We start from the raw sequence: 26,243 nt of genomic DNA on the forward strand, positions 1-26,243 counted from the left end.
GTGAGGGCCGACGGCTGAGGACTCATCCGCTCGCGCACGCACCGATTGTTCGTGAGATCGAACGGGCGGCGTCAGCTCATCTCGGACGAGCGTGGGTGGCGTCCGGTTTCACCGACCTGAACGACCGTGCGTCCCACCCGTGCGGGCTTCTGCACGGCGACGCGTTCTCGGTCTTCGCGAAGCTTGACGCCTCAGCTGAGGGACACGAGCAGTTCGACGCCGAGTTGCGTGGCCTCAACCTGCTGCGCCAGCGAGCCGCCGTCATGACGCCTGCCTCCGTCGGGGCAGGGGTGATCGACTTCGGCGCTGGTTCCTTGCTGCTGTTGGAGGCGATCCCCGAGATTGCCGCCGAGGCGCGCTCGGTGAACCAATGGCGGTCCATCGGACATGCCCTGGCCACCCTGCACCAGGTTTCCGAGGAGCGGTTCGGTCTTGAGCAGTTCGACAGCTTCTTCGGCCCGCTGCGCCAGGACAACCGTCCGGTGGCCTCGAACCGGTGGGTCGATTTCTACGCCGAGCGTCGTCTGCTGCCACGGCTGACGTCGGCGGTCGACAGCGGTCACCTGCCCCTGGAGCTGGCCGTCGGTGTCGAAGGACTCATCAACCGACTGCCCGCCCTCTGCGGCCCGGAAACCCGGCCCACGCTGCTGCACGGCGACGCTCAGCAGAACAACTTCCTGACCACCGCCACCCAGGCGATCCTGCTCGACGCGGCCCCGTACTTCGGGCACCCCGAGATCGACCTTGCCCTGATCGACTACTTCGAGCCGGTCCCCAGCGCGGTCTTCGACGCCTACGCCGAGATCACGCCGATCGACCCGGGGTTCCGGCATCGGCGGGAGCTCTGGCGTCTCTTCGGCTATCTCGCCGTGATCACCGTCGACGGCACGTCGGCCTTCGGACGCCCGTTCCTCAACCGCATCGCCCAGACCGTCGCGACCTACGAATAGCCAGTCCCAGCGACGGCTCAACCGTAGTGACCTTGGTAGTTAGACCGCCGAAGTGGCGGCGGCGCCGTGATCAGCTGATGGTGAGGAGGTCCCAGGATCTGTTTTCAACTACTCGTCATCAAGTGATCAATCGAGCGCGGTCAGAGGCTGGCGACGAGAAGGCCGCACGCGAGCAGCGGGGCGGCGTAAGGGTCATCGCCGGAGTATCCGCTGTTGCGCGAGGAAGCGTCAGCCCGCGAGGGCGTCGGCGCGGGTGCCGTGGCCGGTGGGGCGTCGGGACCAGCACTGTGGGCGCTGCCGGACGGCGAGCTCCAGAGCCTGATGGTCGGACTCGATCATTTCCCGGGCTATTCGACGCGCCATTTCCAGGCGGTCGATGTGCATGTCAAGATCCGTCGGGCCGGCGCCTGCCATCTCGAACTCCTTGTCAGCGTTCGAACTAGTCGCATCATGCGTCACGCCGAGAATCGTCACCATTCCCCGATCGGTGGAAAGCTTCCGCCGTACGGCTCGGTGTCACTTTCCCCGGTTGCGCCGATGGTAGCGGTGGCCGCGCCACGCCGCCCGGAACTGCGGTTACCTCGTCTTGCCTGCGGTTTGTACATTGCACGGTGCGCGGGTCGGGGGGCGCGACAAGTCCGGTGAGGGATCTTCGTTACGGGAGGACCGCCGTGCAGCATTCGAGCAGTACCGATCCCTTGTTCGTCGCCGTCGAATCAGAATCGATCACCCGAGCGGATGTCGCCGGGCTCATCGCGGGGCGGCTGGCCGCCGTTCGGGTGCCGGGGTTGCTCTCCGCGGCCCGCTGTCAGGCGATCACCGCCGCGCTCGCCAACGCGCCGATGGACCGCTACGACGAGAGCCGGGTCTTTCCCGTCGTCGCCAAGTTCGGTCCGGCCATCAACGACCACCGGTCCGCTGGGGAACTCGGCGAGGACTACTGGGACGCGGCCCGCGCGGCCGAGAAGAGCTGGTCGACGCTGGGCCTGTCGGACTCGCCCCGGGACCTGTGCCTGGCCGCGTTCCGCGGTGCCTGGCCGAACGTGGCACCCGGGCGGCGGCAGGGTCGGGAGATGCACGTCGGCATCGTCCGCGAGATCAACGCGGGGCTCCAGGTGCACTTCGACGACGCGGTACGGGAGTACGCGGGCCGGCTGCTCGACAGCGAGGTGGTGGCCCAGTTGGCGTTCAACATCTACATCCGGGTGCCACCGGCCGGTGGTGAGACAGTGCTGTGGCGGCGGCGCTGGCAGCCGGACGACGAGCCGCTACGGATCCCCGGCGGGTACGGCTTTCAGGAGGCGGTGGCCGCAAACACGCAGTCGTTGACGTTGCGCCCCACGCTCGGGGAGGGCTTTCTGTTTGATCCGCGGCACTATCACACGGTGCGTCAGGCGTCGGATGGCCGACGGATCTCCATAGGATGTTTCGTCGGGCTCACCGACGATGGTCGACTGGCCCTCTGGTCGTAGTGAAGGGCGTTTCCCATGGTGGACAGAAGCGACGTCGAGGCGGCCGCGGCCCTTGTCGAGGGGCGGGTCCGGGAAACCCCGGTCATCGCCGTCGACGGCGCCGACCTGGGTGTGCCCGGGCAGCTCAGCCTCAAGTTGGAGCTGCACCAGCACACCGGCTCGTTCAAGCCGCGCGGCGCGTTCAACCGGATGCTCCAGGGGTCGTTGCCGTCGGCCGGAGTGATCGCCGCTTCGGGTGGCAACCATGGCCTCGCCGTCGCGTACGCGGCCCGGTCGTTGGGCGTGCCGGCGGAGGTCTTCGTGCCGGTCACCGCCTCGCCGGTGAAGGTGCAGCGGTTGGCGGGGTTGGGCGCACAGGTGCGCCAGGTGGGCCAGCACTACGCCGAGGCGTTGGCGGCGAGCACCCAGCGGGCCGGGGAGACCGGCGCGCTGGTCGTGCACGCGTACGACCAGCCGGAGGTAGTGGCCGGTCAGGGCACCGTCGGCCGGGAGTTGGAGCGGCAGGTGGACGGGATCGACACCGTGCTGGTGGCGGTCGGCGGTGGCGGGTTGGTGTCCGGTATCGCCAGTTGGTTCGATGGCTCGGCGCGTGTCGTGGCGGTCGAGCCGGAGCAGATCCCCACCCTGCACTCGGCCCTCAAGGCGGGTCGGCCGGTCGACATCGAGGTGGGTGGCATCGCCACCGATTCGCTGGGTGCCCGGCGGATCGGCGACATCGCCTTCGACACCGCCCGCCGTACCGAGGTGGTGTCCGTGCTGGTCCGCGACGAGGACCTGGTGCGGGCGCGCCGGTTGCTCTGGTCGGAGCTGCGGGTCGCCGCCGAGTTGGGCGGTGCCGCCGCGCTGGCCGCGCTGGTCGGCGGCGCGTACGTGCCGCAGCCGGGGGAGCGGGTGGCAGTGATCATCTGTGGTGGCAACACCGACCCGAGTGACCTGGGCCCGGCCGCGCCGCACTGACCGTTCAGTCGCCGTTACGCAGCCGGCGCAGCGCGTGCTCCACCTGGAGGGTGTCCAGGTGGGTGTCGCCGAGGAGTCGACGGCGATCGGCCAGCAAGTGTTCGTACACCTCGATCGCCGCGTCGACCCGCTCTTCGAGCAGTAGCACCAGGCCCAGGGTGGACCGGATGGCGAGCACCTCACTGCGGTCGGCGTGCCGGGGTTCCACTGTGGCCAGGGTGGCCCGCAGCTCGTCCTCCGCCTCGGCGAGCCGGCCCTGCGCCTGCATGCAGCGGGCCAACGTGTGCCGAGCCTGCCAGGTCTCGGGTTGGTTGAGCGGCCACAACCGGTAGCGGACCTCCAGGATGGCGTGCAGCATCTCCTCGGCCTCGGGCGCCCGTTGCTGGGCCAGCACCGCCAGCGCCAGGCTGTGCCGCACGATCATGGTGTCCCAGTGTTCCGGGCCGCGTACCTGGTCCTCGGCGGCGACGATCTGCCGCAGTTCCAGCTCCGCCTCGGGCCACTGGCGCTGCGCCATGATCGCCTTGGTGAGCTTGTGCCGGCTGGCGAGGGTGTCGGCGTCGTCGCTGCCCAGCACCCTGGTGCGGTCGGCGATCACCTCGCGGAGCACCCGGTCGGCCATCTCCGGCTGGTTGCGCTCCAGCCAGGTGCGACCCAGCTCGTGGCGCAGCGCCAGCACCTGCGGCCGGTCCAGGTCGTGGTCGTACGCGGCGCAACCGCGCACGATCGGGTCGAGGATGTCGAAGGCCGAGCCGGGTAGGCCGACTGCGATGAGGTAGCGGGCGGTGAGTCGGGTCAGCTCCAGCGCGCGGCGTACCGTCTCGGGGTCGTGCTTGTGTTTCTGCGGCACGAGGTATTCCCGCACGGCCTCGACCAGGTGCGGCACCAGCACGTCCCAGTTGGTCCAGGCCGCCGAGTCGTCCGGGTTCTGCCCTTCGGTGGCGGCGAGCAGCAGCTTCATGACCAGCCCGTGGTATTCGGCGATCTGCTCACGCACCTCGTCGCGGTCGCGGAACATCGCGTGCACCAGGGGGTGCAGCGAGAGCACGTGCGCGAACGCCGGGTCGGTGACCTCCTCCTGCACGTCGAAGTCGACAAGGGCCAGGTTGCCGATGCCCTCCAGCACCTTCACCCGCTGCCGGCCGGTGAGCCCCTTGAAGAGCGGCGACCCGGCCAGGATGGCCGGCTTGAGCACCACCTCGTAGGGCACCGGGGAGATGCTCAGGCAGGCCAGCACGTTGAGCAGTGGTCGGCTCTGTTGGAGCTGGCGGCGGGCCAGCAGGTCCAGTGAGATGTCGTCGACCTCGCGGACGATCTCCAGGCCGAGGGACTCGTCGAGGTCGACGTCGGCGGCGTCGCGCGGTGAGCGGAACCGACGTTGCACGGCCGTCCGGTAGTCGGCGAAGGTGGTGATGGTGGACGAGCCGCGCCAGACCGGGCTGGCGTTGACCGACCGCAGGTAGTTGCCGGCGGCGCGCAGGGCGAGGGGCAGCCCGCCCAGCTCCCGGGCGAGTTCCCGGGCGTCGGCCGGGCCTCCGGCCTGGGCGCCGGCCCGGTCGATGAGCACCTGCGCGCCGGCGTCGGCGCCGAGAGGGCGTACCTGGTGCAGCACCGACCAGGTGCCCCAGGTGGCCCGGTTGCCGTCCCGGCTGGTCACGATGACCATGCCGTCGTCGGCCTCCGGGCTGCGCAGCCAGCCGGTGCCGTCGGCGAGCACTCCGTCGGTGGGGCCCAGGCTGGCGGGCTCGTCCGCACTGTCGAAGATCAACAACCAGGGCTGCGCGGCCTGGTTGAGGTAGCGCCACACCAGGTCGGTCGCGCTGATCATCCCGGCCCAGGCCTGGTCGACCTGGGTCTCCGACGCACCGAGTTGGCTGACCACCTCCCGCATCCCGGAGTTGAGCCGCCCGGCCTGCACCCACCAGACCGTCCGGCCGTCAGCGCGGGCCCGGCGGGCGATCTCCAGTGCGACGTGGCTCTTGCCGGAGCCGCCCATGCCGCACAGGATGTGCACGGAGGGCCGGCCCCCGGCGATCTCCCCCGGCTGGACGATCTCGTCGATCAGGTCGTCACGCCCGTGCAGCGGGCTGTCCAGTCGCCCGAGCGGTGGGTCGACGGAGACCCGACTCGGCCTGTCGTAGGCAGGCCGAGGCACGCCGGCATCCTCGGGTGGAACGTCCGCAGTCAATGCGGTCCCCCTTCGGTGGCGAATTCACAATGGGCCGGCGGCGAAAGATCCTGTCCATCTGGTGGACAGTCGGAGGGATTGCCACCCGCGCCATGTCGACCGCAAGCGTATCCATCCCCGTACTGGGTTGCACACTCTCCGTTTAGGCCGCCCGGCTGACCGGAATCGGTGCCGGAATTCCCAATTCGCGACTGATCCCGGCCGATCCGCCGGGCCCGGCGCTCGACAGGCGCATCCACGATGGACTTATGAACTGGTCGTCAATCCAGGACGTCATCGACTGGGGAACCGTGCCGGACTGGTTCGGCGCGGTCGGGTCCATCGCCAGCGTGCTCTTCGTCTACCTCGGATTGCGGGGGGAAATTCGCGCGCGCCGCAACGACGATCTGCGGATTCGAGCCACCCAGGCCCGGCTGGTCTCGGCGGTGGCCGAGATTCGCGGCACCTCGGTGCTGCGGGTCGGTGTGGCCAACGAGAGTGACGCCCCCGTGCTGGACGTGGTGGTGCTGGCTCGACTCGTTCCGCCCGACGATCCGGACGCCCCACCGGTCGGGCTGGCCGCGGCGAAACAGGTCCGTCGGATCCCCGGCCACGACGTGCACGACCTCTTCGTCACCGTCGCGGCGGAGCATCGGCTCCGCCCGGCCGACACCGTTCTGGTGGACCTCACCTTCACCGACCACGACGGTAATCGCTGGCACCGGATCGGTGCCGGCCAACCGGAGCCGGTGGGCTGACCGGAAGACGCGAAACGGTGGTCCGGCGGAAAGACAGCTCCGCCGGACCACCGTCTCACCTCAGATGGGATAGGTGCGGGCGACCGCCAGCATCTCGGAGGTGTGCGACCCGACAACGCCGACGGCCGGCGGCCGGGGGTGGAAGCCGGGCAGCGCGTCCAGCCCGTCACTGGCGTCCATTGCCCGCAGCGTGACCGGGCCGTCACCCGGCCCCGGGTACATGGTCAGCGCGATTTCGACCCCCTCCGCCGGTGGCGCGTGGAACACCACGCCGAAGCCCCAGGGCTTCTGAGTCGGCGCCGTCCGAACGTCGAACTGTCGTCCGTTCACCGTCGCCGACGTCACCGCCGTCGGTCCGTTCACGTGCAGCGTGAGCAGGCGGACCGGACGCTGTGGAAGGACACGTACCCGCACGAGCCGTTCGTCACCGGAGCGGGTGTCGGAGAGCACCTCCACCTTCGGCGCTGGCAGGTCCGCCGTCGGGGCCGGACCACCGCGCAGTTCCGGATCGCCCAGGCCGGGGAAGTCCTCGACCTTGGTCACCCCGTCCACGTAGCCGTCCGTCCACGACTGCGGGTCGGTCTCCTTGCTGAGCCAACGGGCCTGGCCGGTGCCGGCATCCATCGCGTACATCAGGTGGGTGGGCGCGGGGTGGGCCGCGTCGAAGCGGTCGACGCCCAGCCCGACCCCGGCGAGCACCACCGCCGCCACCGCTGCGGCGCCGGCCGGCAGCACCGCGAGCCGCCGGGCCCGCAGCGCGAGCAGACCACGCTGGCCGCCGGCCTGCGGGTGCAGCAGGTCGACCACCGGCAGGGCGGTCAGGCCGAGCAGCACCGCTACCAGCGCGGCCACCCCGCCCATCGCCATCCCCAGCGCGGGGAAGAGCAGCACCACTGTGGGCAGCAGGATGACCACACCCACGGCCGCGGCGGCCGTCACCGCCACCACCGGCCACGGTCCGGTCTGCCGGGTACGCAGCGCGACCAGCCCGCCGAGGGCGCCGGCCAGCGCCGGCACTGTGGTGAGGTACGCCCCACCCGGCACTGCCACGGCGAGCAGTACCCCGAGCACTGCCAGCCAGGCCAGCCCGCCGACGGCCAGCGCGGCCGGGCCGATCCGGCGGCGGGTCAGCGCGTACCAGGTGAACAGGATGGCGGTGGCGAGAGCCAGGACGGCCAGTCGGTACCAGATCGGCCGGTACGGGTCGAGCAGCTCCGCGTACCCCGGTCGGATCGTGGTGATGGCCAGCCAGAGCAGTTGGGCGGCGACCGGCGCGGCGACGATGGGCACCAGGGCCAGCGCGAAGCCGGCGGCCAGCCGGCCGGTGCTGGCCCGGCCGCTGCGGCGGGTCAGCCAGCCCAGGGCGGCAACCAGGGCCACGGCGAGCAGGGCCAACGGCAGAGTGAGCCAGCCCGGGTAGCGGACCAGCCCGCCGGGGACGGGGAAGTACGTGGCGTCGTGCCCGGAGCGCAGGTCGGTCAGGTCGGTGCGACCGAACTCCCGGGCCAGGCCCAACGCGTTGTCCCCGTGCTGCTGGAGGCTGCCCCGGTCCATGGCGGCCGGAGTGTCCAACGGCGTGTGGTAGATCGCGCCACCGTCGATGTACGCCGAGTTCAGCCCAACGAACTTCTGATCGAGGAAGGCGGTGAAGTCGGTGTCGTTGGGCAGCGCGCGGTAGATCTCCACAGCGAACGAGGTGCCGACCGGGTGTGGGGCGGCCCGGCCGAAGATGTCCACCAGCTTCGCGTTGTTCCGGGACGTCTCGAACATGATCACCGGCCCGGTGGAGCCCCGCGCCTCCAGGTTGAGCACCACACCGCCGTCGGCGGCCAGCGGGTGGCTGGCGGCGAACGCGGCCGCGCCGCAGAGGCAGGCCTCCTCGGCGTCGGTGAGCACGAAGACGATGTCGTTGCGCGGTCGGGCGCTGGTGGTCAGCGCGCGGGCCACCTCCAGGATGGTCGACGTGCCGGCCGCGTCGTCGTTGCCGCCCGGCCCGGTCTGCACCGAGTCGTAGTGGGCGACCAGGAAGACCCGACCCGTCGAGTCGGTGCCGGGCAGCCGGGCCACCACGTTGCGGACCCGGGCCAGTGTCGCCCCGCCCGCCGCCCCGCTGAGCTGACCGGCCTCCGGCGCCACAGTGTCCTGCACCTCGGTCTCCAGGCCCAGCCCCCGCAACTGCTGCTCGAGGTGCGCGCGGACCTGCTCGTTGGCCGGGCTGCCGGCGACGTGCGACCGAGCGGCGATCACCTGGACGTCCGCGTACGCCCGGGCGGCGCTGAACGCGCCCGCTGGCGCGTCGGCCGACTTCGGGGCCGGGGTGCGCAGGTCGAGCAGACTGCCGGCGCCGACAGCGGCCAGCGCGACCAGGGCCGCCGCGGCGGCCACGAGCCGCCGACCCGGCCGGGTCAGGGCGCGGCTGGCAGGGGGTACGCCCGGAATCGGACGGGGCGGCGTGCCCGTCGTGGCCGGGGTGGTGGGTGCGCCCACGGGAACTCCTCGGGGGGTGGTGGGGCCTGGGGTGGGATCATCCTGCCCGTCGGCGGCTGCGGATGGGATGGCCGGTACGTCCGGCGTCCATCAGCCGCCCGGTTTGGTCAGCGGCCGAGCAGTGATGCGCCCCATCCCCGCCCGCGCCGGAGGCATCGTGTTGTGTGCGACCGTTGTCTAATACAGGATCAGCAGGGCACTCGGAAGGAGCCCGACATCACCAGCGAACTCCCGCGTCTCGCGGCGGTGACCCGGCCGCACCGGGGGGCCGGCTTGGCCGGTTCCTCAGTTGTGTCGTACCCGCACGGTGGTCTGGCGCGGCACGCCAACCTGCCGCCGGGTGAGCGGTTGCGGGTGCTGCTGGTGGAGGACGACGAGGGCGACGCCTTCCTGGTCGGTGAGCTGCTCGCCGAGACGAACTCGATGATCGACCTGATGGTCGCCACCAGCCTCCGGGAGGCGCGGCAGCGGATCAACGACGTCGACTGCGTCCTGCTCGACCTGGGCCTGCCCGACGCGCAGGGGCTGGACGGGCTGCGCCAGCTGTTGGAGATGTCCAGTGGCGCCGCGGTCTGCGTGCTGACCGGCCGCACGGACGAGCACCTGGGCGTCGTGGCGGTCGCCGAGGGTGCCCAGGACTACCTGGTCAAGGGCCAGGTCGACGGGGTGCTGCTGACCCGGGCGCTGCGCTACGCCGTGGAGCGTAAGCGCGCCGACGAGAACGCCCGCCGGTTGCGCGAGGTCGAGCTGCGCCAGGCCGAGTCGGCCCGACTCGAACGCGGCCTGCTGCCCCAACCGCTGATGACGACCGACCAGGTCGCTGTGCACACCTTCTACCGGCCGGGCCGGCACGCCGCGTTGATCGGCGGAGACTTCTTCGACGTGGTGCAGACCCACCCGGACCGCCTCGACCTGATCGTCGGCGACGTGTGTGGGCACGGGGTGGACGAGGCCGCGCTCGGGGTCGAGCTGCGGGTGGCCTGGCGCGCCCTGGTGCTCGCCCGGGTGCCGGACGACGAGGTGCTGCCCGCCCTGGAGCAGGTGCTGATGAGTGAGCGTCGCCTCCAGGAGATCTTCGCGACGGTGGCCACCATCAGATTGGACCTGGACGCCAACAGGGCCACCGTCCGACTGGCCGGGCACCCGCCACCACTGCTGCTCTCCGGCGGCCAGGTCTCCCCGGTGCCCGCGCCCGGCGGCCTGCTGCTGGGCGTACGACCTCGCCGGCCGATCGCCTACGACCTGGAGTTCGACACCGATGACTGGTCCCTGCTGATGTACACCGACGGCCTGATCGAGGGGCGGGTGGGTGCCGGCAACGAACGGCTCGACGTGCCGGGCCTCAGTGGCCTGCTGGACGAGCCGGCCAACCGTTCGGTGTCGCTGCCCGAGTTGCCGGCCTGGCTGGTCGGGCGGGCCGAACGGCTCAACGGTGGCCCGCTCGCCGACGACGTGGCCATGCTGCTGGTCAGCCGGGGTGGTGGCCGATGAAGCCGGTCATCGGCGGCTGGAGTCTGCGCCGCCGGGTCATCACACTGCTCACCGTCGTGGGCGTGTTGCTGATCGGCCTGGCCGCCGCGGAGGCGGCGATGGCCGCCCGCAACCGCACCCAGATCGACGCGGTCCTGAACGAGACCGGCCCGTTGCGGGTGCAGTCCCAGGAACTGCTCAACGCGCTGCTCGACCAGGAGACGGCGATCCGGGGGTACGCGGTCAGCGGCGACCCGGACGACCTGAACCCCTACCGGGAGGGGCTCGCCCAGGAGAAGAGCGTCACCGCCTCGATGCGGACGCTGCTCGACAACTATCCAGAGATCAGCCAGGAGTTGCGGACCGTCGAGGAGCGTGTCAGGCAGTGGCGGCAGTCGGTTGCGGAGCCGGTGATCACCACCACCGAAAAGAGCGGCACCAGGGCCGGTCAGGCGTTGGTCACCGAAGCGGCCCGGCAACAGTTCGACGACGTGCGCTCGGCGGTGAACGACCTCCAGGGGGAGGTCCTGGCCGCCCGGGAGCAGACCGCGAACAACGTGCGTACCAGCAGCAACATTCTGGTGGTCCTCCTGATCGTCGCGGCGCTGGTGGTGGTCGTCGCCGGGGCGCTGCTGCTGCTCTCGCTGGACCGGATGGTCATCCGCCCTCTGATCGGGCTGGCCGACCAGGTCCGCGAGGTCGCCGAGGGTGACTACCAGCACGGCATCGCCACCACCGGCCCCCCGGAGTTCGTCCGGCTCGGCGAGGACGTGGACGCGATGCGGCAGAAGATCGCCGCCGACCTGGCCGAGGTCCGGGCCGCCCGCGAACGCATCGAGTGGGTCAACAGCCAGCTCCAGAAGCAGGCCGAGGAGCTGACCCGGTCCAACCGGGACCTGGAGCAGTTCGCGTACGTGGCCTCGCACGACCTCCAGGAGCCGCTGCGTAAGGTCGCCAGCTTCTGCCAGCTGCTCCAGCGCCGTTACGCCGGGCAGCTCGACGAGCGGGCCGACCAGTACATCGCCTTCGCTGTGGACGGCGCGCAACGGATGCAGCGCCTGATCAACGACTTGCTCGCGTTCTCCCGGATCGGGCGGCTCACCACCGGCTTCGTCGAGGTCGACCTCAACAAGGTGATGGGCGACGTGGCCGGCCAGACCGAGGCCGCCCGGCAGTACGCGGACGCCGAGTTGACCTGGACCGAGCTGCCGGTGATCTCGGGTGAGGAACCGCTGCTCACCAACCTGCTCGCCAACCTGGTCAGCAACTCGATCAAGTTCCGCCGCCCGGACGTGCCGTCGAAGGTGCACGTGTCGGCCCGGTTGGTGGGCGCCGAGTGGGAGATCACCTGTCAGGACAACGGCATCGGGATCGAGCCGGAGTTCGCCGACAAGATCTTTGTGATCTTCCAGCGGCTGCACTCGAAGGACGCGTACCCGGGCACCGGCATCGGGTTGGCGATCGTCAAGAAGATCGTCGAGTACCACGGTGGGCGCGTCTGGGTGGACACCGACGTGCCGGAGGGCACGGCGATCCGCTTCACCCTGCCGGCACTTCCCGGGGACGTCGCGGCGGCTGCCGCCGCCGATTCCGCGGGGGAGCCGAACGCCCCGACAGTGGGCGACACGACGCCCTCGACCGAGGCTCCGGCAGCGCTGACGGAGCAGCCCGACGGGCCGGACCAGCCGGACCGGGCCGACGAGACGCCGGAAAGCGGTAGAACGGGTGACATGAGGGAGACGGTGGGATGACCGCGCCGGCGGATGGCAAGAGCCCGATCGAGGTCCTGCTCGTCGAGGACGACCCGGGTGACGTGCTGATGACCCAGGAGGCGTTCGAGGAACACAAGCTGCGTAACCGGCTGACCGTCGTCTCCGACGGCGCAGAGGCGCTCTCCTACCTGCGCCGGGAGGGCCAGTACGCCGACGCGGTGGCGCCCGACCTGATCCTGCTCGACCTCAACCTGCCCCGGCGCGACGGCCGGGAGGTGCTGGAAGAGATCAAGAAGGACCAGGACCTGCGCCGCATCCCGGTGGTGGTGCTCACCACCTCGCAGGCCGACGAGGACATCCTGCGCAGCTACCAACTGCACGCCAACGCCTACGTGACCAAGCCGGTGGACTTCGAGCGCTTCATCTCGGTGGTCCGTCAGATCGACGAGTTCTTCGTCAGCGTGGTCAAGCTGCCGCCGCGTGGCTGACACCCTGCTGGACGACGTCGGTGGCCTGCTCTGGGAGGCCGCCGACCAGGTCGTGCTGCCACTGTTCCGCAAGCTCGACGACGATGACGTGTCGGAGAAGGCGCCCGGCGAGGTGGTCACCGTCGCCGACCGCCGGGCCGAGGACCTGCTCTCGGCGGGGCTGCGCCGGCTGCGGCCGGGCTCGATGGTGGTCGGCGAGGAGGGTGTCGCCGACGATCCGGGGTTGCTGCGGCACCTGCGCGACAGTGGGGACGTCTGGCTGGTCGACCCGGTCGACGGGACCGCCAACTTCGCCGCCGGTCGTCGGCCGTTCGCCCTGATGGTGTCGCTGCTGACCGACGGGCGGCCGACCGCCGGCTGGATCCTGGACCCGCTCGCCAACACTCTCGCCGCCGGCTCGGCGGACGAGGGCACCCTGCTCAACGGTCGACCGGTGGACGGCGCCGGCCGGGTGCCGCCGCTCGGCGAGTTGCGCGGCGCGGCGATGACCCGGTTCCTGCCGCCGGAGACCCGCGACCGGGTCCGCGCCGGCGGGCGGCGGCTCGGTGAGCTGCTGCCCGGCCTGCACTGCGCCGGCCGGGAGTACCTGGACATCCTCACCGGCGAGCAGCAGTTCGCCCTCTTCTGGCGCACCCTGCCCTGGGACCATGCCCCGGGCACCGTGCTGGTCCGTGCAGCCGGGGGTGTCGCCCGCCGGTTCGACGGCGTCGACTACCACCCCGCCGACGACGGCAGCGGTCTGCTCGTCGCGGTCAACGAGCAGGTCTGGGCCGAGGTGCGCGACGCGCTCCTCAGCACCTGATCCGCGCGCTGCGCGACGGCTTCGGGACGCTCCGTCGACATCGAAGCAGCCCGAGGGTCAGGGGGCTGGTCACCGGCCCGCAGTCCGGTATCGTGACCGGCGGTCTCCGCCAGCAGGCCGCCGACCGGCGCCGCCGTGCAGTGTTCATCGGGGGGCCGGCGGTCGACGGAAGGACGCTTTCGTGCCCAGGACCAGGCTCAGCCCGCGGCTCGGTCGCCGCGCTCTGTTCGCAGTGCTCGCCGTCGTCGCGTTGGTGCTCGGCGGTGCCGCCGTGCCCGCGTACGCGGAGCCTGGCGAGGGCGGCAGCAAGAAGTTGCAGGACGCGCTGGAGCTGACCGCCAAGGGCCACATCGAGGCCAAGGCCAAGCTGGACAACTCCAAGCGTCGCCAGACGGCGCTGACCGGCGAGCTGGCGACGCTGGAGGGTCGGCTGGTCGGGCTCACCAGCCAGGTGGGCGAGGTGGCCGCCCAGTCGTACCGGGTGGGTCGGCTGAGCGCCGTCTCGATGCTGCTCAACACCGCCACGCCGGAGGCGTTCCTGCAACGCGCCGGCGACCTCGACCTGATGGCCCAGCGGGACAGCAAGCGGCTGCGTGACCTCACCGAGGCCCGGCAGCAGGCGCAGCAGGCCAAGGTCGCCATCGACGGCGAGGTCCGCGAGCAGCAGAAGCAGCTCGCCGTGATGGCGAAGAAGAAGAAGGAAGCCGAGGAGGCGCTCGCCGAGGTCAGCTCCGGCGGCAGCAACGGTTTCAGCGGTGGCAGCTCCACCTCGGCGAAGCCGGCGCCGCGCAACTCCGACGGGTCCTGGCCGTCGGAGTCCTGCTCGGTGAAGGACCCGACCACCTCCGGGTGCATCACCCCGCGCACCCTCAACGCGCTCAAGCAGACCCAGGCGGCCGGCTACAAGCGGCACGTCTCCTGCAAGCGCAGCGGTGGCGGCGGCGAGCATCCGAAGGGCCGGGCCTGCGACTTCGCGGCCGCCACGAACGGCTTCGAGGACAAGAACGCGACCGGCGGCGACAAGGCGTACGGGGACAGCTTGGCTGCCTGGCACGTGCGCAACGCCGACCGGCTGGGCGTGCTCTACGTGATCTGGTACCGGCAGATCTGGCACCCCGGCACCGGGTGGCGGTCGTACAGCGGAAGCGGCTCCCCGGCGGCGTCCCACACGAACCATGTTCATCTCTCGATGTACTGACCCGAAGCACCAGCTTCGCTGCGTACCATCGCGACGATGAGCTCCCCACCGTCCGACGTAGCGGCCCCGCCGGCACCCCCGGCCCCGCCCGTGCCGGTCACCGGCCGGGCGCTGCCCAACGGCTTGGCCGCCTTCCTGGTCTTCTTCTCCAGCGGTGCCGTGCTGGTGCTGGAGACCGTCGCGCTGCGCCTGGTCGGCCCGTACGTCGGGGTGACCCTCCAGGTGACCAGCTCGGTGATCGGCATCGCGCTGGCTGCTATCGCGTACGGGGCGTGGTCCGGTGGTTGGCTGGCCGACCGCCGTAACCCCCGGAGCCTGCTGGCGCCGGCGTTGGTGCTGGCCGGCATCGCCACAGCTGTCACCCTGCCCGTCGTCCGCTACGCCGGTGAGGTGCTGCGCGGTGGTGCGGCCAGCGGCATCCTGCTGCTGGTCGCGTTGGCGGTGTTCGTGCCGGCCGCGCTGCTGGCCGCGGTCACCCCGCTGGTCGTGAAACTCCAGCTCGCCGACCTGCGCCGCACCGGCCAGGTGGTCGGTCGACTCTCCGGGATCGGCACCCTGGGCGGTATCACCGCGACCCTGCTCACCGGGTTCGTGCTGGTCGCCGCGCTGCGCAGCACAGTCATCCTGCTGGCCCTGGCGCTCGCGCTCGGGCTGGTCGGTATCGGTCTCGGCTGGTACCTGCGCCGGCAGGAGCCCACCGAGCTGCCCGGTCCGGCCCGGGCCCGGGCCGCGCTGGCCGTGCTCGGCCTGGCCGGGGCGGGCCTGACCACCGTGGCGCCCAACCCGTGCGACATCGAGACGGCGTACCACTGCGCCCGGGTCACCGCGGACCCCTCCCGGCCCAGCGGGCGGACGCTGCTGCTCAACTCCGCCCAGCACTCTTACGTGGACCTCGCCGACCCGAAGCACCTGGAGTACGCGTACACGAAGTGGATCGGCGCGGTCGCCGACGTTGCCGCGCCGGCCGGTCAGCGGGTGGACGCGCTGCACCTGGGCGGCGGCGGGTTCACAGTGCCGCGTTACCTGACCGCCACCCGTCCGGGCACCGACAACCTGGTGTTCGAGATCGACGGCGGGCTGGTCGAGCTGGGCGAACAGGAGTTGGGCGTACGGCCGGGGCCGGAGCTGCGGGCGGTGGTGGGCGACGCGCGGATGCTGGTCGCCGGCGAGCCTACCGACAGCCGTGACCTGGTGGTCGGTGACGCGTTCGGGCACCTGGTGGTGCCCTGGCACCTGGCCACCCGGGAGATGGCCGCCGACGTCCGGCGGGTGACCCGCCCCGGCGGGGTGTACGTGCAGAACGTCATCGACTACCCGCCGCTGCGGTTCATCCGTGCCGAGTTGGCCACGGTGGCCGCCGAGTTCCGGCACGTCGCGCTGATCGCGCCGCCGGAGGCGCTCGCCCAGGAGCAGGGCTCCAACTTCCTCATCGTCGGCTCCGACGCGCCGTTGCCGCTGGAAGCCGTTCAGGCCCGGCTGGCCGAGGTGGACCCGAAGGTCAGCCTGCTGTCCGGTGCGGCGCTGACGGACTTCGTCGACGGGGCGATGGTATTGACCGACGACTACGCCCCGGTGGACCAACTGCTGGCCACCGCCTGATCGGGTGATAATCCTGACCGATTCCGATACTCCAGGTGTAGGCGGGCCGTTCCTGGGCAACACCGCTCACCATGGGTGGTGGGGACCGAAACGGCGCGCAGCTCCTCGATGAGCGGTACCGGCTGATCGAGCAGCTCGGCGCGGGCGGCATGTCGGTGGTCTGGCGTGGCTACGACGAGGTGCTCGGCCGCCAGGTCGCGGTGAAGGTGCTGGCCTCCAGGCTGGCCAGCGACCGGGCCTTCCGCCACCGCATCCGGGTCGAGGCGCAGGCCGCCGCGCGGCTGTGCCACCCCAACATCACCAATGTGTACGACTACGGCGAGTCCGAGCAGGTCGGTCTGACAGTGCCGTACGTGGTGATGGAGCTGGTCGACGGCGCTTCGCTGGCCAGCCGGTTGGGTCGGGAGAGTCAACTGTCGTGGCGGGAGGCGGTGACCATCGGCGCCGAGGTCAGCTCGGCGCTGGCCACCGCGCACTCCCGTGGAGTGGTGCACCGCGACGTCACACCGGGCAATGTCATGCTCACCTCGACCGGGGTCAAGGTGGTCGACTTCGGCATCTCCGCGCTCGTGGGGGAGAGCGAGAAGGGCCCGGACGGCGCGCTGTTGGGCACTCCCGCGTACCTCGCCCCGGAGCGGCTGGACAACGGCCAGGTCTCCCCGGCCACCGACGTGTACGCCGTGGGGCTGCTGCTCTACCGGATGCTCACCGGCCGACTGCCGTGGCGGGCCAGCACCACCACCCAGATGCTGCGCGCCCACATGTACAGCGACCCGGAGCCGATGCCCACCGTCCCGGGGCTGCCCGACGGGGTGGCCGACCTGGTCGGACGCTGCCTGGCCAAGCGACCCGCCGATCGGCCGGCCACCGCCGAGCTGACCCGGACGCTCGCCGAGGCGGCCGGCATGCTCGCGGCGGTGCCGGTCTCCCCGGCCGGCGGGCCGTTGGACGCGGCAATGCTCGGCAGTGCGCGTACCACGATCCTGCCCTGGTCGGCGGCGACCGACGCGTTGCCGTTGTCGCGAACCCGCAACCGGGACCAGCGGACGCGGCAGCGGGTGACCCGGCGTCGGCGAGTGGAGGCCGGAGTGGCCGCCGTCGGGCTGATCGCTGTCACCGGGGCGATGTGGGGGTTCACCTCGCGCAGCCCGGCCAGCGGCGGGGACCGGCCGACGACCGAGGCTCGGATGGGTCTGCCGGCGGCGGCGCCCTGCGAGGTGGCGTACGCGTTGCGCACCGACTCGGGCACCGAGTTCGCCGCCGAGCTGACCCTCACCAACACCGGCGGCCGTGAGCTGCGGGACTGGACGATGAGCTTCACCTTCCCCGGGCAGCAGAAGGTGACGAAGGCGGAGCCCGCTCCGGTGCACCAGCAGGGGAGCACCGTGCTGATCCGGCCGACGGCCCAGCGCGCCACGCTGGCCCCGGGTGCGGCCGAGAAGATGACCCTCACGGGCAAGTACAGCGGGGCGAACCCGTTGCCTGTGGAGTTCCGGCTCGGCGAGGCGACCTGCGGGGTTCGAGTGTCCGGGGTCGCCGGCAGTGCGCCGTCCACGGCCCCGCCCAGCAAGGCCGCCACGACGAAGGCACCGCCCAAGGCCGCGAAGGTGCGCGGCGGCTCCGGTTCGGGCGGCGGCGCGTCGAAGGCCAAGCCGCCGAAGCCTGCGAAGGCCCCGGCGAAGCCCGCGAAGGCCGCGGACGGTGGTCCGGGAAAAGCGGGAAGGTGACCAAGGGGTCGGGTGGTCACCGGAAGAAGTAGACAGGCCACGTCCTGTCTCCGACGCGCAGCAGGTCAGCTCATCCCCGCGAATCGCTGCACCTGGTCGATCCCACCCTCGACGATGAGCACCCCGCCCTGGGGAAGCGCAGTGTCGTCGGAGGTGTACCGGAAGCGTTCGCCCGGCAGCTTGGCGCCGACCACGCGTACCCCGAAGCGTTCCTCCGGTTTCAGGTCGAGCAGGGTGCGCCCGACCAGGGACTCCGGCACCCGGACGGTGGCGATGGCGAAGTCGTCGTCGAGCTCGATGAAGTCGAGTAAACGGCTGACGATCAGGTGCGCGACCCGATCCCCGGTCTCCGCCTCCGGGAAGATCACGTGGTGCGCGCCCACCGACGCCAGGATCTTGGCGTGCTTCTGCGAGGTGGCCCGCGCCCAGATCTGGGGCACACCCAGCTCGACCAGCGCCAACACGGTGAGCACACTCGCCTCCACCGAGGCCCCGATGGCCACCACCGCCCGCCCGAAACTGGTGATGCCCAGCTGCCGCAGCGCCCCCTCCTCGGTCGCGTCGGCCTGAACCACCCGGTCGAGCTGCGCCGACCAGCGCTGCACTTTCGCCGGGCTGCGGTCGATGGCCAACACCTCGCGGTTCATCCGGGTCAGCGACCCGGCCAGGTGGCAACCGAACCGACCCAGCCCGATCACCACGATGCCGCCGCTGTCCGCCCGTCTAGCCGACACCTCGGCCCTCCCTGCTTCCACTGGCGCGTTCCCGACGTGCGGGCCGGCCGACACTTCCGAAACACGTCCTAGCCGACAATGGGTTGCTCCTGGGGATAGCGGTAGAGCCGGCGTCGGGTGTTCAGGGCGATCGCCGACCCCAGGGTGAGCGTCCCGACCCGGCCGATGAACATCAGCACTGTCAGCGCCAGTTGGCCGCCGGCCGGCAGTTCGGCGGCCAGACCGATGGTCAGACCGGTGGTGCTGAACGCCGAGGTGATCTCGAACAGGGCCGCCACGAAGCGGACGCCCTCGGTGAGCAGCAGCAACAGCATGGTGCCGGCCATCACCAACGCGACGCTGAGCAGCGCCACTGTGATCGCCTGCCGCTGGCTCGCGGTCGCCACTCGCCGGTGCCCGATCGTCACGTCGGGCTCACCCCGCAACTCCGCCCGGATGGTGAACAACAGCAGGAAGAACGTGGAGACCTTGATGCCACCGGCCGTGCTGGCGCTGCCGCCGCCGATGAACATCAGCACGATCAGCAGGGGATAACTCTCCTCCTGAAGAGCGGCGATGTTCAGGACGCTGAAGCCGCCGGTCCGGCTCAGTGCGATCTGGGTGAACGACGCGAGGATCTTCCCGGGTACGTCGTACTGGCCGATCGTGCTCGCGTTGGTCCACTCGGCGGCGAGCAGGCCACCGAAGCCGAGCAGCAGCAGCACCGCGCTGCCCCAGATGGTCAACTTCGTCGCCACCGCCCAGCGGGTCGGCTGCCGCCATTCGCGGACCGCCTCGAAGAGTGCGGGAAACCCGAGACCGCCGATGATCGCGCCGATCGCCAGGGGCAGCGACACCCACGGGTCACGGCTGAAAGCCAGCAGGCCGTCGGTGTAGAGCGCGAAGCCACCGTTGTTGAACGCCTGTACGGCGTGGAAGACGCCCGACCAGAGGGCCTGCCCGAAGGGGTAGTCGTAGGACAGCCAGAGCCGACCGGCGACCAGCACTGTCATCACCGCCTCGCAGGCGAAGACGGTCAGCGCGATCCGACGGAGCAACCGGCCCACGTCACCGATGCCGAACTCCGCCGTCTCGGCCTGCACCAGCAACCGGTTGCGCAGCCCGAGCTGACTGGAGACCACCAGGATGACCAACGCCGCGACGGTGAGGATGCCGAGGCCGCCGAGCTGGGTGAGCAGGGTGATCACCAGTAGTCCCCAGCCGGACCAGTAGTTCGGCGTGTCGGTGATGGCCATGCCGGTGACCGACACGGCCGACGTGGCGGTGAAGAGCGCGGTGACCACGGGTGGGCGTGCGTGTTCGGCGGTCGCCCAGCGCGCCATGAGCAACAGGGTGCCGAGCAGGATCGGCACCAGGAACGCGAACGGCACCAGCCGCACGGGATTGCGGAAAAACCGGCGCACCAGACAATCTTCCTGTCCGCCCGCGACCCTGGAGTGGGAACGGGCATTCCGGAGATTCATCTGCCGTCCAGCCATCGACCAACTCCTGGCAAAGCACGAGCGGTCTGCTTACCCGGACCATCGATGACAGGAGACGGCGTTGCGACGTACCCTCTCGACCCTCGGCGTGGCCGGCGTTCTGCTCGCCGCCGCCGTGGCCCTGCCGACCATCGCGGCCGCCGAACCGGCCACGAGCGCTGACCACTCCCGGGCCCACGACCGACCAATCGTGATCGGTCACCGTGGCGCCAGCGGCTACCGGCCGGAGCACACCCTGGAGGCGTACCGGTTGGCGATCCGGATGGGTGCCGACTACATCGAGCCGGACCTGGTCTCCACCTCCGACGGCGTGCTGGTCGCCCGGCACGAGAACGAGATCTCCGGCACCACCGACGTGTCGACCCGCCCGGAGTTCGCGGCCCGCAAGGCGACGAAGACCATCGACGGTGTCGCGGTGACCGGGTGGTTCACCGAGGACTTCACCCTCGCCGAGCTCAAGACGCTGCGGGCCAAGGAGCGGCTGCCGCAGGTACGCGTGGCGAACACCGCCTTCGACGGTCGCTTCGAGGTGCCCACCCTTCAGGAGGTCATCGACCTGGCCCGGACCGAGGGGCGGGCACGGGGCCGCACCATCGGCATCTACCCGGAGACCAAGCACCCGAGCTACTTCGCCTCGCTCAAACTGCCGTTGGAGGAGCCGCTGCTGCGGGTGCTGCGGCAGAACAAGCTGGACCGGAAGAACTCGCCGGTCTTCATCCAGTCGTTCGAGACGGCCAACCTGCGCCGCCTGAGCCGGCTCACCGACGTGAAGCTGGTCCAACTGCTCGACGCGACCGGCCGTCCGTACGACTTCACCGCCGCCGGTGACACCCGCACCTACCAGGATCTGGTCACGCCGACCGGCCTGAAGTGGATCGCCGGGTACGCCGACGGCATCGGCGCGAACAAGAACCTGATCGTCCCCCGGAACGCCGCCGGCGCCCTGCTCGCCCCGACCAACGTGGTACGCGACGCGCACCGGGAGCACCTGCTCGTGCACTCCTGGACGTTCCGCGCCGAGAACCAGTTCCTCCCGGTGGACTTCCGGATCGGCGCCGACCCGAACGCGCGCGGCGACATCACCGCCGAGTACGAACTCTTCCTTGGCCTGGGCCTCGACGGTGTCTTCAGCGACCACCCGGACACTGCCGTCGCCGCCCTCGCCGGCCGCTGATCCACACCTCGGCCCGGAGCTGATCCGCTCCGAGTCGACCACCGGGCCGACCATGCCCGGTCCACACGCTGGCCCGTCGTCCGCCACCCGGACGGCGGGCCAGTGTCACGCCGGGGCGGGTCCGTCGCATCTTGAGGGGTGGCCCCTACCGAACCGGGCGAATGGCGCGGGACGACACACCGTTCGGGCGGTCCGTGGGGGTTCGGGCCATCGAGGGCGTGGGCTTCCGGCTGGTAGTGCGGCCCGTTGTAACCTCCGGCCACCTCATTCCTGTTACTTGTGTGTTTCCGCCACATAGCTCGTGGGTGACGTCACTTCTAGCGTGAGCCGTCACGAAGAAGTTCTCTCCCTCTGAGTCCTCATGTGGAGTCGCAATGACGGTCCGGACGACGCGGCGGGCGTTCCTCTCCGCCGCCACGATGATGGCCGCGGCGCTGGCCGCCACGGCCTGTGGCAGCCCGCAGGACACCGCCACCGGCGGCGGCGACAGTGCCGCGCCGGTCAAAGTCGGCCTGGTGTACTCCCAGTCGGGAGCCCTGGCCAGCTACGGAAAGCAGTACATCGAGGGGTTCAAGGCGGGGCTGGACTTCGCCACCAAGGGCACCGGCAAGGTCGGTGACCGGAAGATCGAGCTGACCGAGATCGACGACGCTGGCGATCCGGCCAAGGCGGTCTCCGCGGCGAAGGACCTGATCGGTAAGGGTACGAAGATCATCGCCGGCTCCACCGCCTCCGGTGTGGCGCTCCAGGTGGCGCCGATCGCGGCGCAGAACAAGGTGCTGTTCATCTCCGGGCCGGCCGCCACGGACGCGGTGACCGGGGCGAACAAGTACACCTTCCGCTCCGGTCGGCAGTCCTACCAGGACGTGGTGACCGCCAAGTCGTTCATCGGCGACCCGACCGGCAAGAAGGTGGTGGTCTTCGCCCAGGACGGCGCGTTCGGTGACGCCAACGAGGCGGCCGTCAAGACCGTCATCGGTGGCGCGGGCGCGACAGTGAGCAGTGTCCGGGCCCCGGCCAGTGCCACCGAGTTCACCCCGTTCGCCAGCCAGATCAAGGCCGCAAAGCCGGATCTGCTCTTCGTGGCGTGGGCGGGCACGACCGCCCCGGCCATGTGGCAGAGCCTCGACCAGCAGGGCGTCCTCTCGTCCACCACTGTCGTCACCGGCCTGGACATCCGCGCCTCGTGGCCGACCTTCGGCGCCGCCGGCGCGAAGATCTCCTTCCTGTCGCACTACTTCGACGGTGCCAGCGACACCGAGGCCAGCAAGGCGCTGAAGGCCACTGTCAACACCATCGACCTGTTCCACCCGGACGGCTTCGCCGCCGCGCAGATGGTGGTCCGTGCCGCGCAGGAAGGTGGGGACGACGTCGACAAGATGGTCACCGCCCTGGAGGGCTGGAGCTTCGACGGGGTCAAGGGCAAGATGACCATCCGGGCCGCCGACCACGCGCTGCTTCAGCCGATGTTCCAGGCCAAGTTGGCTGGCAGCGGCACCGCGTTCACGGCGACCGCCCAGAAGAGCCTCACCGGTGACGAGACCGCGCCGCCGGCCGTGGCCATGAAGGGCTGACCATGCTCGCCACCCGCGGTCTGACCTGGCGGATCGGTGAGGTCGCCATCGTCGACAGCGTCTACCTCGACCTCGCGCCCGGGGAGTTCCTGGGTGTCATCGGGCCGAACGGCGCCGGTAAGACCTCACTGTTCAACCTGATCACCGGCCTGCGCCGGGCCACCGAGGGCCGGGTCGTCCTGGACGGGCAGGACATCGGGGCGCTCCCGCCGCACCGGCGGGCCCGCCTCGGTCTGGGCCGTACCTTCCAGGCGTCCTCGGTCTTCGGCTCGCTGAGCGTGCGGGAGAACGTCCGGCTCGCCGTTCAGGCGCACCGCGGGGGCTCGATGGCACTGTGGCGGCGGGCGGCGGCCGACCGGGAGGTCGCCGTCGCCGCCGACGCGGCGCTCGACCGGGTCGGCCTCGCCCACCGGGGTACGGCCCTCGCCGGCACCCTGGCCCACGGCGAAAAGCGCAAGCTGGAGATCGCCCTGCTGCTCGCCGGTGAACCGCGGGTGATGCTGCTGGACGAGCCGATGGCCGGGGTCAGCGCCGAGGACGTGCCGGAGCTGGTCGCCGTCATCAAGTCGTTGACCGGCGACAGCGGCCGGGCGGTGCTGATGGTCGAACACCACATGGACGTCATCCTGGAACTGGCCGACCGCATCGCCGTCATGCACCACGGCGCGCTGCTGGCCTGCGACACCCCGGAGACGGTGATGGCCAACCCCACTGTGCAAGAGGCCTACCTGGGGGAGTCGCTCTGATGGAACCGATCCTCAGCGTGGAGGATTTGTCGGTCCGGATCTCCGGGCTGCACATCCTCCAGGGGGTGTCCTTCACTGTCGCCCCGACCGGCGTGACAGTCCTGCTCGGTCGCAACGGCGTCGGCAAGACCACCACGCTGCGCGCCATCGTCGGCCTCACCCCGCCCGCCGGGGAGGTCCGCGGCACCATCCGGATGGGTGCGCAGAGCCTGCTGGCCCGGCCGACGCACCGGCTGGTCCGCGACGGGCTCGGCTACGTGCCCGAGGACCGCTGCGTGTTCGCCGGGCTCACCGTCGCGGAGAACCTGCGGCTCGCCGAGCGGCGCGGCACCACCCCGGCGTACGACAAGGTCTTCGCGCTCTTTCCGGAGCTGAACCGGCGCGGACGGCAACGGGCCGGGTCGCTCTCCGGCGGGCAGCAGCAGATGCTCGCCATCGGTCGGGTGCTGCTCAACGACAACCGGCTGCTGCTCGTCGACGAGCCGACCAAGGGGTTGGCGCCGAAGGTGGTGACCGAGGTGGCCGAGGTGTTGGAACGGGTCGCGGAGTCGGTGCCGGTGCTGCTGGTCGAGCAGAACCTCGCCGTCGTACGCCGACTGGCCCGCGACGCGGTCGTGTTGGCCGCCGGCAAGGTGGCCTGGACCGGCGACGCCCACGAGTTGCTGTTGGAGACCGCGTTGACGAAGTCGCTGCTCGGTGTTGGCTCCGCGGAGGTGAAGCACTGATGGGCACCGTGATCCTGTTGGCGCTGACCGGGCTGGGCCTGGCGGCGTTGTACTTCCTGGTCGCCTCCGGCCTGTCTCTGGTCTTCGGCCTGGCCGACGTGCTCAACTTCGCGCACGGGCTGTTCCTCGGCGTCGGCGCGTACGGCACCTGGTGGGCGGCGGGCAACCTGCCGGGCGCCGGCCCGGACGGGTTCGGCTTCGTGTTCGCTGTCGCCTTCGGGGTGGCCGCCGGCACGCTGGTCGCGATCCTGGTCGAGCTGGTGCTGATCCGCCCGCTGTACTCCCGCACCATCGAGCAGGTGCTGGTCACCGTCGGTCTGTCCCTGGCCGGTGTGGCGTTGCTCCAGGCCACCTGGGGTGCGGACGCCCGACCGTTCCCGCGTCCGGACTGGACCCGGCAGGTGACCGGGATCCTCGGCGCGCAGGTGCCCAACGGTGGCCTGCTGCTGATCATCGCGGCGGTGCTGGTGCTCGGCGCGATCCTGGCGTTCCTGCGTTGGACCCGGTACGGCCTGGTGATCCGGGCCGGGGTGGAGAACCGGGAGATGGTGACAGCGCTGGGCATCGACGTCCGTAAGGCGTTCACCCTGGTCTTCGCTATCGGTGGGGCGGCCGCCGCGCTCGCCGGAGCGCTCGGCGGGGTCTACTTCGGCACCGTCTCGCCCGGGCAGGGCGGCTCGCTGCTGATCTTCGCGTTCATCGTGGTGGTGATCGGCGGGATGGGCTCGGTGGTCGGCTCCGCGTACGCGGCGGTCGTGGTCGGGCTGGTGCAGCAGTTCGTCAACTACTACGGCACGTCCGGGCTGGGCGACATCTGCGTGGTCGGGCTGCTGGCCGTGGTGCTGCTGCTGCGCCCGCAGGGCATCGCCGGAAAGGTGGCAACGGCATGACGGTGATCGACGCGCCTCGCGCGCAGGTGCCCGACGAACTGAGTCCGCAGCGTGGGCGGTGGCACCGGGTCCGCCCGTTCCTGCCCCTGGTCGCGCTGGTCGTGCTGGCGATCCTGCCGTACTCGACGGTTTCCCTGCCGGGGATCTTCGAGGGGCCGGTCAACTCACCCGGCACCCTGCAACTGCTCGCCATCTGCTTGATCTTCGGCGGGTTGGCGGCCGGGTACGACCTGCTGTTCGGCCGGACCGGGATGCTCTCCTTCGGGCACGCGCTGTACTTCGCCGCAGGTGTCTACGGCACCGACATCCTGGTCACCCGTGCCGGTCTGCCGCTGTGGCAGGCGGCGCTGCTGACCATCACCGGCGGCACCATCCTCGCCGCGCTCCTCGGCGCTGTGGCGCTGCGGACGGTGGGCATCGCTTTCGCCATGGTCACGTTGGCCTTCGCCCAGGTCGGGGCGATCCTGGTCGCCCGGGACTTCGGCGGGCTCACCGGCGGCGAGGAGGGCCTGCCGCTGGACGTGTCGGGGCTGCCCGCCGGGCTGGTGGGGGTTACCAACACGGTCAACCTGTACTGGTTGGCGCTGGCGTACCTGACGCTGGTGGTCTTCGTGGTGCACCGGGTGAGCGGGTCACCGACCGGTCGGGTGCTCGCCGGGCTGCGCGACGACGAGCGGCGGATCGGTGTGCTCGGGTTGGACCCGTACCGCTACAAGCTGGTGGCGTTCACCCTGGCCGGTGGCTTGGCGTCGGCGGGCGGGGTGGTCTACGTCCTGATCGTCGGCGGCGCGTCGCCGCACATCACGTCCTCCGAGCTGACCCTGTCGCTGCTGGTCATGGTGGTGCTCGGTGGGCCGGGCACCCGGTGGGGTCCGGTGCTCGGCGGTGTCCTCTACATGTACCTCGACCACCGGCTCACCGCCTTCGGCACGAGCGACGCTGTGGACAACCTGCCGGCCGTCCTCAGCCGTCCGCTGAGCCAGCCGCTGTTCGTCCTGGGCACTGTCTTCATCCTGGCCGTCTACTTCTTCCCAGGAGGCCTGACCAGCCTGGCCCCCCGCCTGTCCCACCTAACCCGCTCCCTCCGCCCCCCACGCCGCTAACCCCCCACGCACCCCCTCACCCCGTCGAT

At 70.9% G+C, this 26,243-nt stretch carries 22 protein-coding genes; 17 read left to right on the forward strand and 5 right to left on the reverse strand.

What is annotated here, in order from left to right; all coding sequences use genetic code 11:
* Positions 1-56 precede the first annotated feature (56 nt).
* Positions 57-950, forward strand: coding sequence for a fructosamine kinase family protein (locus ACLJOK_RS28635; protein ID WP_410822208.1), 894 nt, complete (start codon positions 57-59; stop codon positions 948-950).
* Positions 951-1,178: 228 nt separating this feature from the next.
* Here ACLJOK_RS28635 and ACLJOK_RS28640 read toward each other — a convergent pair whose 3' ends face one another.
* On the reverse strand, positions 1,179-1,427 hold the full coding sequence (locus tag ACLJOK_RS28640) for a hypothetical protein (protein WP_410821712.1): 249 nt from the start codon (positions 1,425-1,427) through the stop codon (positions 1,179-1,181).
* A 194-nt stretch (positions 1,428-1,621) separates the two neighbouring features.
* Here ACLJOK_RS28640 and ACLJOK_RS28645 point away from each other — a divergent pair, with 194 nt between their 5' ends.
* Together ACLJOK_RS28645 and ACLJOK_RS28650 are read left to right on the forward strand one after the other, a co-directional pair.
* Positions 1,622-2,422, forward strand: a complete 801-nt coding sequence (locus ACLJOK_RS28645) for a proline hydroxylase (protein WP_410821713.1) — start codon at positions 1,622-1,624, stop codon at positions 2,420-2,422.
* A gap of 15 nt (positions 2,423-2,437) precedes the next feature.
* Positions 2,438-3,379 carry a threonine/serine dehydratase gene (locus ACLJOK_RS28650; RefSeq protein ID WP_410821714.1) on the forward strand — a complete coding sequence of 314 codons (942 nt, stop codon included), beginning with the start codon at positions 2,438-2,440 and terminating at the stop codon, positions 3,377-3,379.
* A gap of 4 nt (positions 3,380-3,383) precedes the next feature.
* On the opposite strand, the gene ACLJOK_RS28655 is transcribed toward ACLJOK_RS28650, so the two are convergent.
* Positions 3,384-5,534: a tetratricopeptide repeat protein gene (locus ACLJOK_RS28655; protein ID WP_410821715.1), complete on the reverse strand. Its 2,151-nt coding sequence runs from the start codon at positions 5,532-5,534 to the stop codon at positions 3,384-3,386.
* Between the two features lie 281 nt (positions 5,535-5,815).
* Between ACLJOK_RS28655 and ACLJOK_RS28660 the strand changes: the two genes are divergently transcribed.
* A complete protein-coding gene (locus ACLJOK_RS28660) occupies positions 5,816-6,304 on the forward strand; it encodes a hypothetical protein (RefSeq protein ID WP_410821716.1) in 489 nt (162 codons plus the stop codon).
* Positions 6,305-6,364: 60 nt separating this feature from the next.
* Here the strand turns inward: ACLJOK_RS28660 and ACLJOK_RS28665 are convergent, their stop codons facing one another.
* The gene (locus ACLJOK_RS28665; protein WP_410821717.1) at positions 6,365-8,791 is read right to left on the reverse strand and encodes a M28 family peptidase; all 2,427 of its coding nucleotides are present in this window, start codon (positions 8,789-8,791) and stop codon (positions 6,365-6,367) included.
* A gap of 291 nt (positions 8,792-9,082) precedes the next feature.
* Between ACLJOK_RS28665 and ACLJOK_RS28670 the strand changes: the two genes are divergently transcribed.
* The 7 genes from ACLJOK_RS28670 to ACLJOK_RS28700 all read left to right on the forward strand — a co-directional run bounded on the left by ACLJOK_RS28670 (position 9,083) and on the right by ACLJOK_RS28700 (position 17,787).
* Positions 9,083-10,282, forward strand: coding sequence for a PP2C family protein-serine/threonine phosphatase (locus tag ACLJOK_RS28670; protein WP_410821718.1), 1,200 nt, complete (start codon positions 9,083-9,085; stop codon positions 10,280-10,282).
* Complete coding sequence (locus ACLJOK_RS28675) at positions 10,279-12,012, forward strand: sensor histidine kinase (RefSeq protein WP_410821719.1); 1,734 nt, start codon at positions 10,279-10,281, stop codon at positions 12,010-12,012. The genes ACLJOK_RS28670 and ACLJOK_RS28675 overlap by 4 nt, the downstream gene beginning before the upstream one ends.
* Positions 12,009-12,461 (forward strand): response regulator, encoded by a 453-nt coding sequence (locus tag ACLJOK_RS28680; RefSeq protein WP_410821720.1) that lies wholly within the window; start codon positions 12,009-12,011, stop codon positions 12,459-12,461. The genes ACLJOK_RS28675 and ACLJOK_RS28680 overlap by 4 nt, the downstream gene beginning before the upstream one ends.
* Positions 12,454-13,263 carry an inositol monophosphatase family protein gene (locus ACLJOK_RS28685; protein ID WP_410821721.1) on the forward strand — a complete coding sequence of 270 codons (810 nt, stop codon included), beginning with the start codon at positions 12,454-12,456 and terminating at the stop codon, positions 13,261-13,263. Before ACLJOK_RS28680 ends, ACLJOK_RS28685 begins: the two co-directional genes overlap by 8 nt.
* 181 nt (positions 13,264-13,444) lie before the next feature.
* Positions 13,445-14,461, forward strand: coding sequence for a coiled-coil domain-containing protein (locus ACLJOK_RS28690; protein WP_410821722.1), 1,017 nt, complete (start codon positions 13,445-13,447; stop codon positions 14,459-14,461).
* A 36-nt stretch (positions 14,462-14,497) separates the two neighbouring features.
* Positions 14,498-16,060, forward strand: a complete 1,563-nt coding sequence (locus tag ACLJOK_RS28695; RefSeq protein WP_410821723.1) for a fused MFS/spermidine synthase — start codon at positions 14,498-14,500, stop codon at positions 16,058-16,060.
* Positions 16,061-16,131: 71 nt separating this feature from the next.
* Positions 16,132-17,787, forward strand: coding sequence for a protein kinase domain-containing protein (locus ACLJOK_RS28700; protein ID WP_410821724.1), 1,656 nt, complete (start codon positions 16,132-16,134; stop codon positions 17,785-17,787).
* 65 nt (positions 17,788-17,852) lie between these two features.
* Here ACLJOK_RS28700 and ACLJOK_RS28705 read toward each other — a convergent pair whose 3' ends face one another.
* Entirely contained in the window at positions 17,853-18,521 is a 669-nt protein-coding gene (locus ACLJOK_RS28705) for a potassium channel family protein (RefSeq protein WP_410821725.1), read from the reverse strand.
* Positions 18,522-18,589: 68 nt separating this feature from the next.
* Positions 18,590-19,924 carry a TrkH family potassium uptake protein gene (locus ACLJOK_RS28710; RefSeq protein WP_410821726.1) on the reverse strand — a complete coding sequence of 445 codons (1,335 nt, stop codon included), beginning with the start codon at positions 19,922-19,924 and terminating at the stop codon, positions 18,590-18,592.
* Between the two features lie 139 nt (positions 19,925-20,063).
* Between ACLJOK_RS28710 and ACLJOK_RS28715 the strand changes: the two genes are divergently transcribed.
* The 6 genes from ACLJOK_RS28715 (at position 20,064) to ACLJOK_RS28740 (ending at position 26,214) form a co-directional block, all read left to right on the forward strand.
* Positions 20,064-21,176: a glycerophosphodiester phosphodiesterase gene (locus ACLJOK_RS28715; RefSeq protein ID WP_410821727.1), complete on the forward strand. Its 1,113-nt coding sequence runs from the start codon at positions 20,064-20,066 to the stop codon at positions 21,174-21,176.
* Positions 21,177-21,550: 374 nt separating this feature from the next.
* Positions 21,551-22,750, forward strand: a complete 1,200-nt coding sequence (locus ACLJOK_RS28720; RefSeq protein ID WP_410821728.1) for a substrate-binding domain-containing protein — start codon at positions 21,551-21,553, stop codon at positions 22,748-22,750.
* A 2-nt stretch (positions 22,751-22,752) separates the two neighbouring features.
* Positions 22,753-23,496, forward strand: coding sequence for an ABC transporter ATP-binding protein (locus ACLJOK_RS28725; RefSeq protein ID WP_355005715.1), 744 nt, complete (start codon positions 22,753-22,755; stop codon positions 23,494-23,496).
* A complete protein-coding gene (locus ACLJOK_RS28730; protein ID WP_410821729.1) occupies positions 23,496-24,221 on the forward strand; it encodes an ABC transporter ATP-binding protein in 726 nt (241 codons plus the stop codon). The genes ACLJOK_RS28725 and ACLJOK_RS28730 overlap by 1 nt, the downstream gene beginning before the upstream one ends.
* Positions 24,221-25,111, forward strand: coding sequence for a branched-chain amino acid ABC transporter permease (locus ACLJOK_RS28735; RefSeq protein ID WP_124815814.1), 891 nt, complete (start codon positions 24,221-24,223; stop codon positions 25,109-25,111). The genes ACLJOK_RS28730 and ACLJOK_RS28735 overlap by 1 nt, the downstream gene beginning before the upstream one ends.
* Positions 25,108-26,214, forward strand: a complete 1,107-nt coding sequence (locus ACLJOK_RS28740) for a branched-chain amino acid ABC transporter permease (protein WP_410821730.1) — start codon at positions 25,108-25,110, stop codon at positions 26,212-26,214. Before ACLJOK_RS28735 ends, ACLJOK_RS28740 begins: the two co-directional genes overlap by 4 nt.
* The last annotated feature ends 29 nt before the right edge of the window (positions 26,215-26,243 follow it).

This window comes from Micromonospora sp. 050-3 (genome assembly GCF_046549335.1).
Lineage (GTDB): Bacteria > Actinomycetota > Actinomycetes > Mycobacteriales > Micromonosporaceae > Micromonospora > Micromonospora trifolii.

What these genes read in the sequence shown, in the direction of transcription:
- ACLJOK_RS28640 (WP_410821712.1), bottom strand. Translation starts at nt 1,427, where the DNA reads ATGGTGACGATTCTCGGCGTGACGCATGATGCGACTAGTTCGAACGCT.
- ACLJOK_RS28650 (WP_410821714.1), top strand. Translation starts at nt 2,438, where the DNA reads ATGGTGGACAGAAGCGACGTCGAGGCGGCCGCGGCCCTTGTCGAGGGG.
- ACLJOK_RS28660 (WP_410821716.1), top strand. Translation starts at nt 5,816, where the DNA reads ATGAACTGGTCGTCAATCCAGGACGTCATCGACTGGGGAACCGTGCCG.
- ACLJOK_RS28675 (WP_410821719.1), top strand. Translation starts at nt 10,279, where the DNA reads ATGAAGCCGGTCATCGGCGGCTGGAGTCTGCGCCGCCGGGTCATCACA.
- ACLJOK_RS28680 (WP_410821720.1), top strand. Translation starts at nt 12,009, where the DNA reads ATGACCGCGCCGGCGGATGGCAAGAGCCCGATCGAGGTCCTGCTCGTC.
- ACLJOK_RS28695 (WP_410821723.1), top strand. Translation starts at nt 14,498, where the DNA reads ATGAGCTCCCCACCGTCCGACGTAGCGGCCCCGCCGGCACCCCCGGCC.
- ACLJOK_RS28700 (WP_410821724.1), top strand. Translation starts at nt 16,132, where the DNA reads ATGGGTGGTGGGGACCGAAACGGCGCGCAGCTCCTCGATGAGCGGTAC.
- ACLJOK_RS28720 (WP_410821728.1), top strand. Translation starts at nt 21,551, where the DNA reads ATGACGGTCCGGACGACGCGGCGGGCGTTCCTCTCCGCCGCCACGATG.
- ACLJOK_RS28725 (WP_355005715.1), top strand. Translation starts at nt 22,753, where the DNA reads ATGCTCGCCACCCGCGGTCTGACCTGGCGGATCGGTGAGGTCGCCATC.
- ACLJOK_RS28730 (WP_410821729.1), top strand. Translation starts at nt 23,496, where the DNA reads ATGGAACCGATCCTCAGCGTGGAGGATTTGTCGGTCCGGATCTCCGGG.
- ACLJOK_RS28735 (WP_124815814.1), top strand. Translation starts at nt 24,221, where the DNA reads ATGGGCACCGTGATCCTGTTGGCGCTGACCGGGCTGGGCCTGGCGGCG.
- ACLJOK_RS28740 (WP_410821730.1), top strand. Translation starts at nt 25,108, where the DNA reads ATGACGGTGATCGACGCGCCTCGCGCGCAGGTGCCCGACGAACTGAGT.